This is a genomic window from Croceicoccus gelatinilyticus, assembly GCF_018398395.1.
In the GTDB taxonomy this organism is placed as follows: Bacteria; Pseudomonadota; Alphaproteobacteria; order Sphingomonadales; family Sphingomonadaceae; genus Croceicoccus; species Croceicoccus gelatinilyticus.
Map to the genome: position 1 here is coordinate 77,723 of NZ_JAHCBF010000008.1, position 13,904 is coordinate 91,626.

Below are 13,904 nucleotides of genomic sequence, written 5' to 3' on the forward strand. Positions count from 1 at the left end.
TTTGTTAGGCGTCATCTTGGGCAACGAACTCCGCCCGTGCGGGATCGTAAACGTGCTGCGTGACAGTACCGTCACTGATCCGCAACACCAATTCGTTGATGATCGAAAGCGGGACAAGGAACCACTCGCGCGGCTGGACAGTCTTGCCAAATCGATCGCCTGCAGAAAGATCAAGGCGGGCAGGCCCGAGCGCACGATGGATCAGCCGTTCGAGCTTGGTTCGATTGATGTTGAAGAGCTTGTACTCAGCCACGACTTCGACATCCGCGAGCAGGAAAGTCGGATCGTTACGCGCGTTGGCAATCCGGCTGAGGACCGGCTGCCCTGTAACGCCGATCTTATGGATCAGCTCGCGATGCTCGTCGACGTAGGGATGCGACGATTTGCTGCGGAGTACATAGATCGTGCCGCTCTCAAGATCGTCGGGCTCAGCGGTGTCTCCAAAAAGCGGTCCTGCGCTTTGCTCGCTCACGCGCCTGGCGGACTCGTCCCGATAGAGCGACTTCTGGAATGAGCGTGAAAGGACCGTCGCCTCGGTTGCGTTGTCATAAATGACTCGGACACGGCGATCAGCCCGCTCATACTGAGTCGTAAAGGCGTCGGTCGAAGCGGCGATGTATGCGAGTTGCCCGCCGACGATGAAGAAATTCCCCGGCTGGATTTCGGCCAGCGTGACCTCAGAATTGCCGAGCGCCTTGGCCTGTCTGCTACCGGCCTTCAGATCGACCTGCACTGCCTCGAACAGCGGCTTGAACTCTTCGAAATCCTCGCACCTCTCACGGTTGGCGATTTCTTCAGCCGCTCTCTTCTCGGCCCGAGAACTCACATGCCGCAGCTTTGTAATATCATCTTCCGACCCCGGTTGGATGCCAAGTTCTGCCAGAAGTGCAGTGTCGTCTAGTTCGTCCCATGGTTTCCCTAACGGCTCGACTGCATCCAGAATTCCGTCCGGGTCCATGCTCGCCAACAGTTCTTGCGCTTCGGGAAGAGCGCGAAGCTTCTCAAGGCGGACGGCATAGAGTCGCTCAAAAATGTCATGATCCTCCCCATGCCTGGGGAGGCGTCCATGCTCTTTGACGAAACGCTGTATGTCCTCGAATCCTGCTATGATGCGTTCCTGTAGCGGGGTCAGCTTTCGAACCGGCTCGGGTGCTGTTTCGACACCAAGCTCGGCCAGCAGTTCGAGGTCACTCAATTCAGCCATTGCTGGCCTCTTTGGTGGCGTGGCGTTGGAGGAAAGCGATGCCCTCAGCCATCTTGCGTTCCCACGCATCTTGAGAAGTCAGCGACGGCAGCCGTCCGCGCTCCCGCTTGAATTCCAATGCACGCTCAGCAAGTGCGCGCGCATCTTCGTAGGTCAGCTTGTCCTTCTTTGCGTTGATGACCGCCTGAACCTGCAACAGGGTCTTTGCATCCATGGACTTGGCCAAGACCGCAATCGTTGCCTCGAACGGATTGACCCGGTCGATGAGATCGATGTCGAGCTCCGTCACGCTGAGCGCGAACCTGCGCACACCTTCGATGAAGGCGGTATTTGCCTTGATTTCGCCATCACCATCGCTTGTCAGCACAGCCTTGGCTTGCTGGGTCAAAGTCATCGCAGCAACCGCCTGTTGGCGGACCGCTTCCTGATCGTGTTCGCTCAATTCGGGGTACTTTTCCCGAATGATCTTGCCCATCTTGAGCTGGGTTAGCTCTTCTGGAACAACGTCGGGATCGAATACGCCGCGTTCGACGACTGCCTTGTCCTGCACAAAGGTCGCAATGACCTCGTTGAGATCCTCACGGCAGATACGCGTCGCCTCGACGCTCTTTGGCAGTTTGAGACCCTTGATCTCGAAATGCATCTGGCCGTGATCGTTCACGCCAAAATTCGTCTCACCTTCCTTGTATCCACCCGGCCCGTAGTCGAAGTCCGGTTTCGGCCCTGCGTCCTTTGGCGTGAAGTCGAAGCGGGGCGCGAGCACTTGCTCCATGAGCAAGCTCGCCGCAATCGCCTTGAGGTAATCGTTGATCGCGTCGACTACGAGCGGGCTGTCCGCCGCTGGTTCGGCGATCAGATTGGTAAAGCGAGCGCGGGTCTTACCCGGCGCATCTCGGGTTGCCCGGCCAATGATCTGGATGATTTCAGTTAGGCTGGAGCGATAGCCGACCGTCAACGCGTGTTCGCACCAGATCCAGTCGAAGCCTTCCTTCGCCATCCCCAGCGCGATGATGATGTCGACAAAGTCGCGATCCGATCGCGCATCGGGTGATTTCAGGGCTGCGGCGACGCGGTCGCGCTTGGCGGAATCGTCGTCGACGAGGTCGGCCACCTTGATAACGTTTCCGGCAGCCGTCTTGATAAGGTGGAACCCTGTCTCGGGATCGATGCCCTGCCAATCACCGAGGTGGTTCATGATGTCCTCGGCCTCGCGATGCTTGTCTTTCAGGCTCTCGCGCGAATTGACCGATGGGATGTGGACGATGGTCTTCACTGTCGGATCGAGCAGCGCCGAAATCTTCTCGGTGTAAGGCCCGGTGTAGAAGCTGTAGCCGATATCGAGGGTCTTCAGATACTCGTAGCCATTGAGCTGCTGGTAGTAGGTGTAGGTAACCGTCTCGAACTTGGCTTCGTCTTCCGGCGCAAGGACGGGAATGGCATCGCCACGGAAATAACTGCCCGTCATTGCCACGACATGCGCCTTGTCGCGCCCGATCAACTGCGCGAGCTGCGCGCCGAGACGGTTGCCCGCATCTGCTGAGACGTGGTGGAATTCGTCGATTGCGACCAAGCGGTTATCGAACGCTTCCGGCCCAAGCTCGTCGAAAGCGAAGCGGAATGTCGCATGAGTGCACACGAGCACCTTTTCGTCGCTCGCAAGGAATTCTCCGACCGCCTTCACCTTGGACTTCGCGACCTTGGGATCATCGGCACCCGGCGTGTTGCACAGGTTCCATTGCGGGGCGATGTTCCAGTCGGTGAAGAACCCGTACTTGCTCAGTGGTTCGCTGTTAAAACTCGCGCCGATCGAGCGTTCGGGCACGCAGATGATGGCTTGCCGCACATTCTGGTTCGCCAGCTTGTCGAGGGCGATGAACATGAGCGCACGCGATTTGCCCGAGGCGGGCGGGGACTTGATCAGCAGATATTGCTCGCCGCGCTTCTCATAGGCTTGCGCCTGCATCGGGCGCATGCCCAACTCGTCAGACTTGGCCGACGCGCCGGTCTGAGCGGTCGTGAACGATACGGCGGGAATGATCTGATCCTTGGCGCTCATTTGAAAAGCTCACTGTGTGTTCCGGCGCGGGTGAAGAATATGCCGCCAGCGGGTGCCGGAATGTCTTCCACGCGGTAGATCAGCAGGAAATCGCCACCGACATGGCATTCGCGGTGGCCCTGCCATTCACCCTTGAGCGCGTGGTCCTTCCATTCGGGGCCGAGCGGCGCGTCATTGGCGATAAGCAGCAGCATGACCTGTTTGAGCTTTTTCATATCGTATCGGCCCGAACGCGACAGCCGCTCGTAGTCCTTCAGGAATGACTTCGCATAGCCAATCGTCCGGGGCAGCGCGGCGCGCTTGCTCGCAACCGGTTTTTTCAAGATTTCGGTTTTCCGGCCTCGCGCAGGGCTTTGCTCTCTTCCTCGAGCTCGGTGAACATGTCTTCTGCCTTGTCGAAGCGCGGCGTGCTGCCGTTCTTGAAGAACTCGTCAGCCTCTTCCATCGCCGCGCGAGTTTCCGCATTGGGAACCTTGAGCTCGAGTGGAAAGGCCTGATCGGTGGCGATGCGATGGAACAGCAGACGCACGGCATCGGCGGTCGACAGACCCATCGCCGCCAGCGCCTCGGTCGCGCGGTCTTTCAGGTCATTGTCCATCCGGACATGAATCATCGAGCTATGAGCGTTCATACCATCTCCTGTATCTCAAATGAGATATAGGGACCATTGGACCTAAAAGTCAATCGTATGATGGGGCGGATCACTGCGAACCTAGCTGGATAGGTCAGCCCACCGTTTTGCGTCGCGCATCCCAACTTCCCACGCTTCATCGACCAAATCACTGCTTGCGCGGAAGAATTCACCACCAAGCCATTTGCCATTCCGGGCCAGTAGCTTTTTCATTCCGTTTTCGCCTTCAATGGCGATCCGCGAATTCGGGAAATGTGGCTCGCCTGCAGTCTCGTTCGACCTGAGCAAGCGCCATCTGAAGGCTCCATTCGGCAAGGCGCGATTGTGGTCTTCGCAGCGCGTCGGTGGACTGCAAGACATCCCGACCTTAACGACTATGTCATCGCCAGCATCTTCGCCAAGAAAGGCGCTCATATCGCCATCAAGCTTCAGCAGATAGAGGCTCTTCGGTCCCTCTGACTCACGCACCATGTGCGGGTTCTGCGATACCGGTCCGGCCTTGTTGAAGCCGAACAAGTCCGAACCCTTTGCCAAGCGGGCATCGCCGACAGGAATTTCGCCAAAGACGGAGACCTCCTGAAGATGGAGATCGAGCAGCTTTCGCGCCTCTCCGGCGGATAGTGGCATGCCCTGAGATCCGATCGTCTGTGCCCAGCCTGTTGAATAGGCTTCATTGGCGAAATCGGTGATAAGGGGCCGCGCATCGGCCGCCACCCGCCAAGCCCGAATGGCCTTCACACCAAGATCCCAGCGATCCTCGCGATCCGGATCGTTCTTTTTCGCCTCCCACGCCATCGGTGACATGAAGGCTTGTGCGTGGTTCACGCGGTGGGAACATTGCAGCACACCCACAACCCGGCCAAGCATGTCCGATGGCGCATTGCCCACCGCGTAGATTACGACCAATGCACCCGGCTCACTACGACGGATGAAACTGCGTCTCTGGCTGTCGGTGCTGAAGCCTAGAAAACCCCAATTGCCGGGATCGAAGCCATAGAAGCTCGTGAGCCAGACGTTCGGCGGCTCGCGCATGATCGCGTCGATGGGAGCCATAATCTGGCTCATGTGACTATCCCGTCCACGTTACTAAGCCGCCTTTGCGCCAGATTTTTCAGTGGCCATTTTGGTGTAGAGTTCGAACAGCTTTTCGAGGCGTTCGGTGTCGTTTTTGAAGCGGCGGCCGATGTAGATGCGTTCGAGGATTTCGTCGTTGCGATCGTGCGCGTGGCGGAGGTTTTCGGGCATCTTTTCCGGATCGTAGAGCTCGGCGATGGTCTTGGGGAAATGCGCCTCGCGGGCGAGGAGGATGTCCTCGGCGCAGCGGGTCAGGTCAGCTTTGTGTTGTTCGGTAAGCTTGGGGACGGGAAAGGTATTATACACAACCGTATTCCCATAGCGGATGCCGTTACCCAACTTTCCCGACACGGTCTCTGCCCACACGCGGTGAAGTGTCGAGACGATCAACGAAAATTCGACGAGCTTCGTACCGTAAACAGCGAATGCCGCATGACTAATGACGGTTCCGGCTGGGCTTATTGTGGCTGGGACGAATGGTACGTCGCTACCAATCGTGTTCCCGACATAGATAAACGCTTCGTCCTGAAATGTTCGGTAGCAAAAGGCGTGCGGCCTCTTGGCTGCCTTTTGAGCATCCCTGCCTGCTCCTTCTCGGTAGATGCGGCAGGCTTCGATTATGCGCTGCAACGGAGCAATGTCGCGAACGTGGTCCGCCTCGCTATCTTCCACCCACAGGCAAGTGCGTAAGGCATTGGTCAATAGTTCTTTGGTTCCTCCGTATGGTCGGAAATATTGCCTCGCCTCGGGGTGTCGCTGAATAATCTCTTCGGCATCAGGCTTCTCAAAAATCAAACGTTTGCCATCCACTGGGTTGCTACCCATGGTCATGCCTGCGATCGAAGAAATTGTCCGCTCACGCGGTTTGACAATCACTCTTTGTCCCGGAACCAGGTATGGGCTTATCTCGCCGCATTCCCGCACTGAATCATCTTCAAATAGAAGCTTCGTAGCGCGATTTTCTCGGCACAAACCGAGAATTGTGCACCAAACGCCCGCATTCCGTGCAGCTGCGTTGGCCCACTTAAAGGGGACGTAAGCGAATTTGACGTTGGCATTCTTAAATATCCGTGGCCAAAGAAGTGCCACTTGCTCGCCCTGGCAAATTGAACTGGTCGAGACCAAAGCCATTTCTGCCCTGGTCTCATTCATATATTCCAAACCTTTCACGATGAAGGCTGCAACATAATCAAGTAGTTTAGCTTTCCCTAGGCCGACCCGATCCATATCTGCGACCTGCTCATCAGTCTTCTTCTTCGCTCCTAGATATGGCGGATTGCCGCAGATGTAGGTCTCACCTCCCTCATTCTCAAAATCGATTTCAGCCTGATCGAGTGGCGTGTTGAAGAGATCATCGCCAGAGACCTTCACTGCGTTTCCTGTTGATGGACACAATTTTAGCCAATCCATACGGAGTGCATTCCCGCAGGTAATCCAGTTCTGACTATCGAGCGGCAGGAAGTCGGCGAGCGCCTCCTTCTGGCCGCGATAGAGCACGTCACACTGGAACTCGGCGATGATCAGTGCGAGCCTTGCAATCTCTGCCGGGAAGTCGCGCAATTCGATGCCGCGAAAGTTGGTGAGCGGGATGTCGCTGTCGCGCTCGCTCTCGCCGCGCCGCTTGTTTATCTCGGCCTCGATCTCGCGCATCTGCTTGTAGGCGATGACGAGGAAATTGCCCGATCCACAGGCCGGATCGAACACCCTTATCTTCGACATCCGGTTGCGCAGGTTTACCAGCTTACGACCGTTGTCGCCCGCCTCATCCAGTTGCTGGCGCAGGTCGTCGAGAAACAGCGGGTTGAGCACCTTCAGGATGTTCGGCACGCTGGTGTAATGCATGCCGAGCGCCCCGCGCTCCTCGTCATCGGCGACCGCCTGTATCATGCTGCCGAAGATATCGGGGTTGATCTGCTTCCAGTTCAGGCCGCCGATATGCAGCAGGTAGCTTCGCGCCATGCGGCTGAAGCGTGGCACCTCGACACTACCTGAAAACAGCGCACCGTTTACGTAGGGAAAGGCGTCGGCGTGGGGCGGGATGTTCGCCGCCTTGCGATAGCGATCGTCCAGCCTGCCTTCGTGCCGCGTGGGTGTGTCCATCGCGCGGAAAATGTTGGAGATGATCTCGTGCGTGTTGGAGCTTTCGCGGTCGCTGAACCGCTCGACGGTGGATGTGAAGAGGCCCTCCCCGTTGAAGATATCGGTATCCTCCGCGAAGAAGCAGAAGATCAGCCGCGCCATGAAATGGTTCATGTCTGGCCGGCGCTCCGCCGTGGCCCAGTCTGGGTTTTCTTTCAGCAACTCGACATAGAGCTTGTTGAGCTTGCTGGTGGCGCGGATGTCAAAGCTGTTCTCGCGGATTTGCTTGACGGTGGTGATGCCCGCGAGCGGCAGGAACGCGCCGAAGTGGTTCGGGAAGTCGGGGTAGGCGCAGGCAACGGATTCGCCGTTGACCAGATCCTCCGCCTGCAAGTCGGTGCCGTCCGTGGCGAGGATGAACTTGGCCTTCGCCGCGCCCGTCTTGGGGCTTTCACGCAGGGCCTTCAGCGTCTCGTCGACCGTGCCCGGATCGCACGTGGCGATATGAATATTGTTACGCTGGAGGACGCCGCCGGGAAGGTCGGAGGCATTGGTTGTCCCGGCCCGCAATTGCTTCAGCGTGTTCGCCTTGCGCCCGAACGCTTCGAGAAACGCGAATGGAAACTCCGCCCGGTCAAATGGCTGGGCGGCCAGTTCTGAAATTGCTTCTTCGATCTCAACAGCATTCATGGCGCGATACTTGGCCGAGAGGCGGCTGATTCACAAGACAGGACAGGGATTTGCCCGAGGGAAACGGGCAGTGGATGCGGTGCCTCGTGTTCGGCTCCCAGAGTTCTTCCGACCCTCTAGAACCACCCCCTTTTCATGACCTGATCACGCCCCTGACCGAACCCGGACAGGCGCTGCAACCCGCGCCCATTCGGACCGTGTTGCCACGCTTCGCGCGGCTGCCCGCACCACTCCGATCGGCGGGGTTCCCCTCGCATACGCTCGGTGCAGTCCTGCCCGTGCCCGGCCTCATCGGGGCTCAGTCAAAGGGATGGTCCCTTGGACGGATCGAATGCCTCGAAAGGACACGAACAATGAAGAACACCGTCACACTGGTCGGCTTTGTCGGCAACACTCCCGAAGTCCGCGAAACTTCCGGCAGCGCCACGATAACCAGCCTATCGCTCGCTACCACGCGCAGCTTCAAGGACAGCGAAGGCAACCGCCAGACCGAGACCGAATGGCACCGGATCACCTGTTTCAACGGCATCGGGAAAAGCGTCGCCGAGCATGTCGCAAAGGGCGCCATTATCATGGTGACGGGCCGCATCCACTATAGCCGCTGGACCGACGCCGAGGGGCAAACACGCTACGGCTGCGAGATCATCGCAGAACAGGTCGATTTTCTTGTCAGGGCGAAGGAAGCCGGAGCCGCCAAGGCCGCCTGATCGCAACCGCAATCTGACGCTCCCAAAGGGCCTCGCTGGCACGATCCAGCGGGGCCTTTTGCCGTGCTTGGGCTTGGTCTTGATTTGGTACGCTCCTGCGCCGCACGGGCGCGGCGATCCTTTTGGAAGTGGCTGGAAAATCCTTTAAGAACGAACCGGCGAAATGACTGGTTACGTGGGGGAATATGGGAAATTGGAGGGCACACCCTACGCCGCCATGCGGCAGAAAGAGATTGTTAAGCAATAGGTTACGCGAATTTGTTCCTCTACAAAAAGGAGCAAGTCAATGCAAGCAAATGGCTATCTGCTACCAGCAAATGGAGCCACGAATCATGGTCAAGCCCGATCCGGTGATGGGCGTGGGAGTGGTGAAAAGGCAAAGCCGTCCAACCGGGTAAGGCTCAACGGGAACATAGTCCGCCGCAAACCGGGTAAACTCATCCGCGAGTATTGGGATATCGACCTGCCGGGCTTTGGCCTGCGGGTAAATCCCGGCGGCAGGCGGACTTGGTTCGTGCTGTTCCGCCAGCGCGGCAAGCTGCGGCGGGTGTCGCTCGGTACCTCCCGCGACATCTCGCCCGCCACGGCCCGCCGCCTCGCGCGGGCGAAGCTGGCAGAGGTCACTCTCGATGGGTTGCCGACGCGCAAGAAGGCCCGAGCTGCGCAGAAGAACGATGCACCTTTGCTGCGCAAATTTGCTGAGCGCTTCTGGGCTGACTATTCGCGACACTGGAAACCATCGACCCGCAAGCGCAACGAGAGCGCGATCTTCAAGGAAATCCTCGGTGCGTTCGGTGACCGGCGGATCGACGACCTGGCGAAGGGAGACATTCTGTTCTGGCGCGACAGCTTCGTAGAACGGCCGGGTGTTTTCAACCGCACCTTGCCAGTGTTTTCGGTGATGATGGGATACGCTGAACGCCTTGGTCTGCGACCTCGCGGATCCAATCCCTGTAAGGGCACACCGCGATACAAGCGCAAGCCGATGGAGCGGTTTCTGTCGTCTCACGAATATGCGCGGCTTGCCACGGCTCTGCGGGATTACGAGGCGGAGCAGCCACTCTATGTCGCAGCGATCCGCCTCTTGATCTTCACCGGAGCGCGTTGCGGAGAGATCGAACAACTGCGCTGGGAATGGGTGCAGGAGCCGCGCCTGATGTTGCCGGACAGCAAGACCGGGGCGAAAATCGTCTATCTCAACCGGCAGGCTGTGAGTGTGATTGCATCGCTGCCAGGGCGGAAAGCAACCGGCCTGCTGTTTCCCTCATTCCGCAATCCCGACAAGCCGATCTCGCTTGGCATTCACTGGTCGAAAATCCGTAACCGCGCAGCTTTGCCAGATGTGCGGCTCCATGATTTGCGCCACAGCTTCGCCTCGGTCGCAATCCGAGACAACATCTCGCTGATGGTGATCGGCAAGCTGTTGGGCCACGCGCTGGCAGAAACGACGACCCGATACGCGCACCTGTCCGACGAGATCGTCGCCGATGCAGCGGAACGCGTTTCCGGCTCCATCGCGCGCCTGATCGGAGTCGGGCAATGAACGCGCTGACCCTGCGGGGGATCGTTGCAGAGGAACTGGGCAGCCTCCGGCTCCATGTTGTCGGCAAGTGCGGCGGCCTGGGCGAACTGCGCAAGACCTGCTGGACGCGCGAGCTACCGGGATTTGGCACCCGGCATTATGCCAGTGGTCGCAAGGTCTATATCGTGCAGGCACGCATGGAAGGGCGCACCCGCACGGTGACGATTGGCAACGCTAGGGTGCTGAGTCGTGCGCAGGCAATGGATGTCGCGCGCCGTGTGTTGCTCCGCGCCCAGACCGGCGAAAACCCGGCGGAGGAGCGCAAGCGGCTGCGCAAGGTTCCATCCTACCGGGACTTTCTCAAAACCTATTGGGACCGGGTATCGCCGAAGTGGAAACCGTCCACGCTCTACACCCATCGCTATTACAGGCGGAAATATCTCGACCACGCATTTGCAGGTCTGTTCCTCGATGAGATCGAGGAACGCCATGTGCAGGAATGGTTCAATCGGATTACCAACACCGGCGGTCCCGGTGCTGCCAATCGTTGCGGTGAAATCCTGCGCGCCATGTTCAACAAGGCCGAGCAATGGGGCGTTCGGCCCGAAGGTTCGAACCCCTGCCTCTACATCCGCAAGAACAAGGGGCGGAAGTGCGAGCGCTTCCTGTCCGATCAGGAGTTCCGGCGCATCGGCGAAGTGCTCGACCGGCATGGCAAAACCTTCCCGCTGCACTGCGCGGCGATCAGCTTGCTGATCCTGACAGGTTGCCGCAAATCGGAGATTACCTGCCTCCAATGGAGCGAAGTGCGGGGAAGGCGCTTGCTGCTGACCGACAGCAAGACCGGCCCGCGCACGGTCTGGCTGGCCGAAGCGGCTGCAACGATCCTTCACGCCATGCCGCGCCGGGAGAAGCAACGCTATGTCTTCTGGAACCCGGCCACCCAGCGCCCGATTACCGACATCGGCAACTTGTGGAGCAAGCTGCGCGACGAAGCAGGCCTACCCGGCGTTCGCATCCACGATCTGCGGCACAGCTTTGCCAGCCACGCCGCCGCCCATTCGGAAACGCTGCCGATGATCGGCAAGCTGCTTGGCCATGCCGATGTGCGGACCACGACCCGCTATGCCCACCTTGACGATGGCCATGTCATTCAGGCAGCGCAGCGCATCGGCGACCTGATCGAGCAAAACATGAGCGGCTCATATTCATTGAGCCGTAACACTAGGTATGATAGTGGGCCATTGCTGCATGACTAAGAGCCCGCGCATCCGCATCTACGCCAACCGCTGGTTCGCCAAGTTCGCGGCAAAGGAAAAGATCAGCGATGCCACGCTTGCTGATGCCGTGCATCGGGCCGAATCCGGCCTGATCGATGCCGATCTTGGCAGCGGCCTCATCAAGCAACGCATTGCGCGCCAGGGCGGAGGCAAATCGGGCGGGTATCGCTCGATCCTGATCTTCCGCTCGGGCGAACGGGCCATATTCGTGTTTGCCTTCGCCAAGAGCGACAAGGCGAACCTGAATGCGGCGGAACTGAAGGTCTATCGCAAGGCGGCCAGCATCATGCTGGAGCTTGGCGAGGACCAGATCGAAACGGAAGTTGAAGCAGGCCGATTGGTCGAGGTGAAAGACGATGAGCAAGGCTAAGGCAAAGACCTACAAGAGCGAGGCGATGGCCTCCGTCCACGAGATGATGGAAGGCCTCCACGACGCGGGTAGCATCGATAAGCGCACCATGCGCGAGTTTGACGAGGCGTGCCTTGCGCCTGCGCCGATTCTGTCGCCTGACGAGATCAAGGCCATCCGCGAGGCCGAACATGTCTCGCAGCCAGTGTTCGCGCGCTATCTCAACGTGTCGAAGAACCTTGTGTCAGACTGGGAGCGAGGTGCGAAGAAGCCGGGAGGTCCGGCATTGCGATTGCTGTCGATCATCCAGCGAAGCGGGCTGGATGCGGTGGCGTAACAGGTTTATCCCCATTTGAAAGCATTGGCGTCCCACAAGAAGGGAACTTTATAGATGCCTCCTGAAGCTGATCTCTTTGGTGATCCGCTGATAAGTCGATCGGCGGTCTTTAATGGACCGCGTGTCCGGCATGTTCTTACCCGCGAATGGGACACCAACCTGCCCCGGGCATTGGTGATCGGAAATAACCCCTCTACCGCTGGTAAGGATAGCGAGGACAACACATCGCATTGGTGGAACCGCTGGTTCATGCATTGGGGCTACGGCGCCTATGATGCGATGAACCTCAATCCGTTCATCACGTCCGATCCTGCGGAAGCTCATCGCATCGCCGAAAACGCATGGACGGGGCCTAATTGGGATGATCGAGACGAGCTTCATCGCAATATCAGCGCTGTAGGCCGAGCAGCGAAAAAGGCTCACAAGGTCTTTGTGTGTTGGGGCGCAATTGCGCGCGACGATAAACTGATTGAGGCGGTTGTCGAAGCAATCCAGTGCGAAGAAGGGCCTGGGCCAGACTTATGGTGCTGGGGAAAAACTATGCACGGAGCCCCCATACACCCGATGGCTCGCGGCAAGCATCGTATAGACCCTTTCACTCCCGCAATCCTTTGGAGGGCGGCGTGAAATGGACTCGAGTATATTGCCCCCTTTAGGAGGGCATGAAATGCCTGCTTGTGGGACGCTCGATTGTAGTTTTCCTTGTGGTTTGACGAGCCATTGATGCCCACCTGAATTACTCAATAGCCAAAGTATGATTCTGGCGATGTCACAGATATGTCATTATCGCTATCGTCATCCAATGGTTTGTATCCATAAGAATTTGGATCAATATCGGGATTATTGGGGTGGCATAGATTCATATACAGATTGATATGATCCGCTTGAACGCCGAGACCAGTCGCAACATCCAACTCTTCGCCCACCCACTTATTTCCTTCGGTTTGGAAAATGAGTGTTGGCCTTGATGTCGAACAAACGGCATAAACTATCTTTGAGTCATTCCACACGATATTTTTCAAGTCTTTTTCATTTTCAACAGCTTGAGGCTCACTGAATTGATCCAAAGACTTAACAAGTTTTTCAGATCCATTAGATTTTACAACATTAAATTCGATGATCTTCACTAAACCACAGATGTCAGAATGATAGCACATGGAAACAGTTTTATTTACTTTTTGTTGTGATTCATCTGATTGGCTGCCCGCTGATTCAAAAGAGTTTTGTTTTTCGGCTGCGTCAATTAAGGTAAGACTCTCTATCATTTGCTGCATCAAGAACAGAAGGGTTCTGCCAGTGGCTTCCTCGGGCCCTGCGGTCAGGCGAGTGGCCAATGCACCCTCCTTCGCGTCCTTACAGTCACTCAATGGGGTGGCGTTCGCGGTGCGGCTAAGCTCTAACCTCATGTCGCGATCTTCTCCGTTCTCTGTGGAACGCGCCCGAAAAATAATTCCTTTGTCCTCCTTCTCCCAAGAGGTTTTTGCTCCGTGATCCTGCATTGAATTTACGAGGAATGAGACGCGATGACCTAGACTTGTGGGATTTTTCGGGTCGCCGGCAAGTAGGCAGAGCTCAGAAAAGCCGTCATCATCGGTCCCAGAGGTATTAAATAGTGAATTTTTTAAGTTTTCTTTAAAGTACATAACTGATGGTATGCATATAATCATCAAAACTATAAATAACGCATAACTTTTTAACTTATTTACGCTTGCTGGATGTTTAATTTTTTTACTCGTAATTACTTGATGGACCGTGGTAGTTTTATTTCTAATAGATGCGATTTTGGAGGACAACTCTTCGTCTGTGAGGATGCCCTTTCGGTGCATTTCCACCAACTGTGCGATAAGGTCTTCGCTCTCGTCCATCCTGTGCCCTCTTGGTTGATAATCGCCGGTCTATGCTAGGCTCAGGACCCATTGATCCGAGAGGCATGATCTGATTCAGGCTCCGCAAGGAGACTGAACATGAGCGACCT

At 57.2% G+C, this 13,904-nt stretch carries 13 protein-coding genes; 6 read left to right on the forward strand and 7 right to left on the reverse strand.

Annotation, left to right across the window (positions count from 1 at the left end):
- Positions 1 to 4: 4 nt before the first annotated feature.
- From KIH45_RS15910 to KIH45_RS15935, 6 genes are all read right to left on the reverse strand, one after another.
- The gene (locus KIH45_RS15910; RefSeq protein WP_213176993.1) at positions 5 to 1,204 is read right to left on the reverse strand and encodes a GIY-YIG nuclease family protein; all 1,200 of its coding nucleotides are present in this window, start codon (positions 1,202 to 1,204) and stop codon (positions 5 to 7) included.
- Positions 1,197 to 3,260 (reverse strand): DEAD/DEAH box helicase, encoded by a 2,064-nt coding sequence (locus KIH45_RS15915; RefSeq protein WP_213176994.1) that lies wholly within the window; start codon positions 3,258 to 3,260, stop codon positions 1,197 to 1,199. The genes KIH45_RS15910 and KIH45_RS15915 overlap by 8 nt, the downstream gene beginning before the upstream one ends.
- Positions 3,257 to 3,583, reverse strand: a complete 327-nt coding sequence (locus KIH45_RS15920) for a type II toxin-antitoxin system YafQ family toxin (RefSeq protein ID WP_225899985.1) — start codon at positions 3,581 to 3,583, stop codon at positions 3,257 to 3,259. Before KIH45_RS15920 ends, KIH45_RS15915 begins: the two co-directional genes overlap by 4 nt.
- Entirely contained in the window at positions 3,580 to 3,873 is a 294-nt protein-coding gene (locus KIH45_RS15925; protein ID WP_213176995.1) for a type II toxin-antitoxin system RelB/DinJ family antitoxin, read from the reverse strand. Before KIH45_RS15925 ends, KIH45_RS15920 begins: the two co-directional genes overlap by 4 nt.
- 99 nt (positions 3,874 to 3,972) lie before the next feature.
- A complete protein-coding gene (locus tag KIH45_RS15930) occupies positions 3,973 to 4,956 on the reverse strand; it encodes a hypothetical protein (RefSeq protein ID WP_213176996.1) in 984 nt (327 codons plus the stop codon).
- A gap of 21 nt (positions 4,957 to 4,977) precedes the next feature.
- The gene (locus tag KIH45_RS15935) at positions 4,978 to 7,734 is read right to left on the reverse strand and encodes a class I SAM-dependent DNA methyltransferase (RefSeq protein ID WP_213176997.1); all 2,757 of its coding nucleotides are present in this window, start codon (positions 7,732 to 7,734) and stop codon (positions 4,978 to 4,980) included.
- A 353-nt stretch (positions 7,735 to 8,087) separates the two neighbouring features.
- On the opposite strand from KIH45_RS15935, the gene KIH45_RS15940 reads away from it, so the two are divergent.
- The 6 genes from KIH45_RS15940 (at position 8,088) to KIH45_RS15965 (ending at position 12,556) form a co-directional block, all read left to right on the forward strand.
- Positions 8,088 to 8,441, forward strand: a complete 354-nt coding sequence (locus KIH45_RS15940) for a single-stranded DNA-binding protein (RefSeq protein ID WP_213176998.1) — start codon at positions 8,088 to 8,090, stop codon at positions 8,439 to 8,441.
- 286 nt (positions 8,442 to 8,727) lie between these two features.
- A complete protein-coding gene (locus KIH45_RS15945; RefSeq protein ID WP_213176999.1) occupies positions 8,728 to 9,984 on the forward strand; it encodes a tyrosine-type recombinase/integrase in 1,257 nt (418 codons plus the stop codon).
- Positions 9,981 to 11,222 (forward strand): tyrosine-type recombinase/integrase, encoded by a 1,242-nt coding sequence (locus tag KIH45_RS15950; RefSeq protein ID WP_213177000.1) that lies wholly within the window; start codon positions 9,981 to 9,983, stop codon positions 11,220 to 11,222. Before KIH45_RS15945 ends, KIH45_RS15950 begins: the two co-directional genes overlap by 4 nt.
- Positions 11,215 to 11,613 carry a type II toxin-antitoxin system RelE/ParE family toxin gene (locus tag KIH45_RS15955; protein ID WP_225899987.1) on the forward strand — a complete coding sequence of 133 codons (399 nt, stop codon included), beginning with the start codon at positions 11,215 to 11,217 and terminating at the stop codon, positions 11,611 to 11,613. Before KIH45_RS15950 ends, KIH45_RS15955 begins: the two co-directional genes overlap by 8 nt.
- Positions 11,600 to 11,929 (forward strand): helix-turn-helix domain-containing protein, encoded by a 330-nt coding sequence (locus tag KIH45_RS15960; protein WP_225899988.1) that lies wholly within the window; start codon positions 11,600 to 11,602, stop codon positions 11,927 to 11,929. The genes KIH45_RS15955 and KIH45_RS15960 overlap by 14 nt, the downstream gene beginning before the upstream one ends.
- A gap of 54 nt (positions 11,930 to 11,983) precedes the next feature.
- Positions 11,984 to 12,556, forward strand: a complete 573-nt coding sequence (locus KIH45_RS15965; RefSeq protein ID WP_213177002.1) for a DUF1643 domain-containing protein — start codon at positions 11,984 to 11,986, stop codon at positions 12,554 to 12,556.
- Between the two features lie 113 nt (positions 12,557 to 12,669).
- Here KIH45_RS15965 and KIH45_RS15970 read toward each other — a convergent pair whose 3' ends face one another.
- Positions 12,670 to 13,794 (reverse strand): hypothetical protein, encoded by a 1,125-nt coding sequence (locus KIH45_RS15970; protein ID WP_213177003.1) that lies wholly within the window; start codon positions 13,792 to 13,794, stop codon positions 12,670 to 12,672.
- Positions 13,795 to 13,904 lie beyond the last annotated feature (110 nt).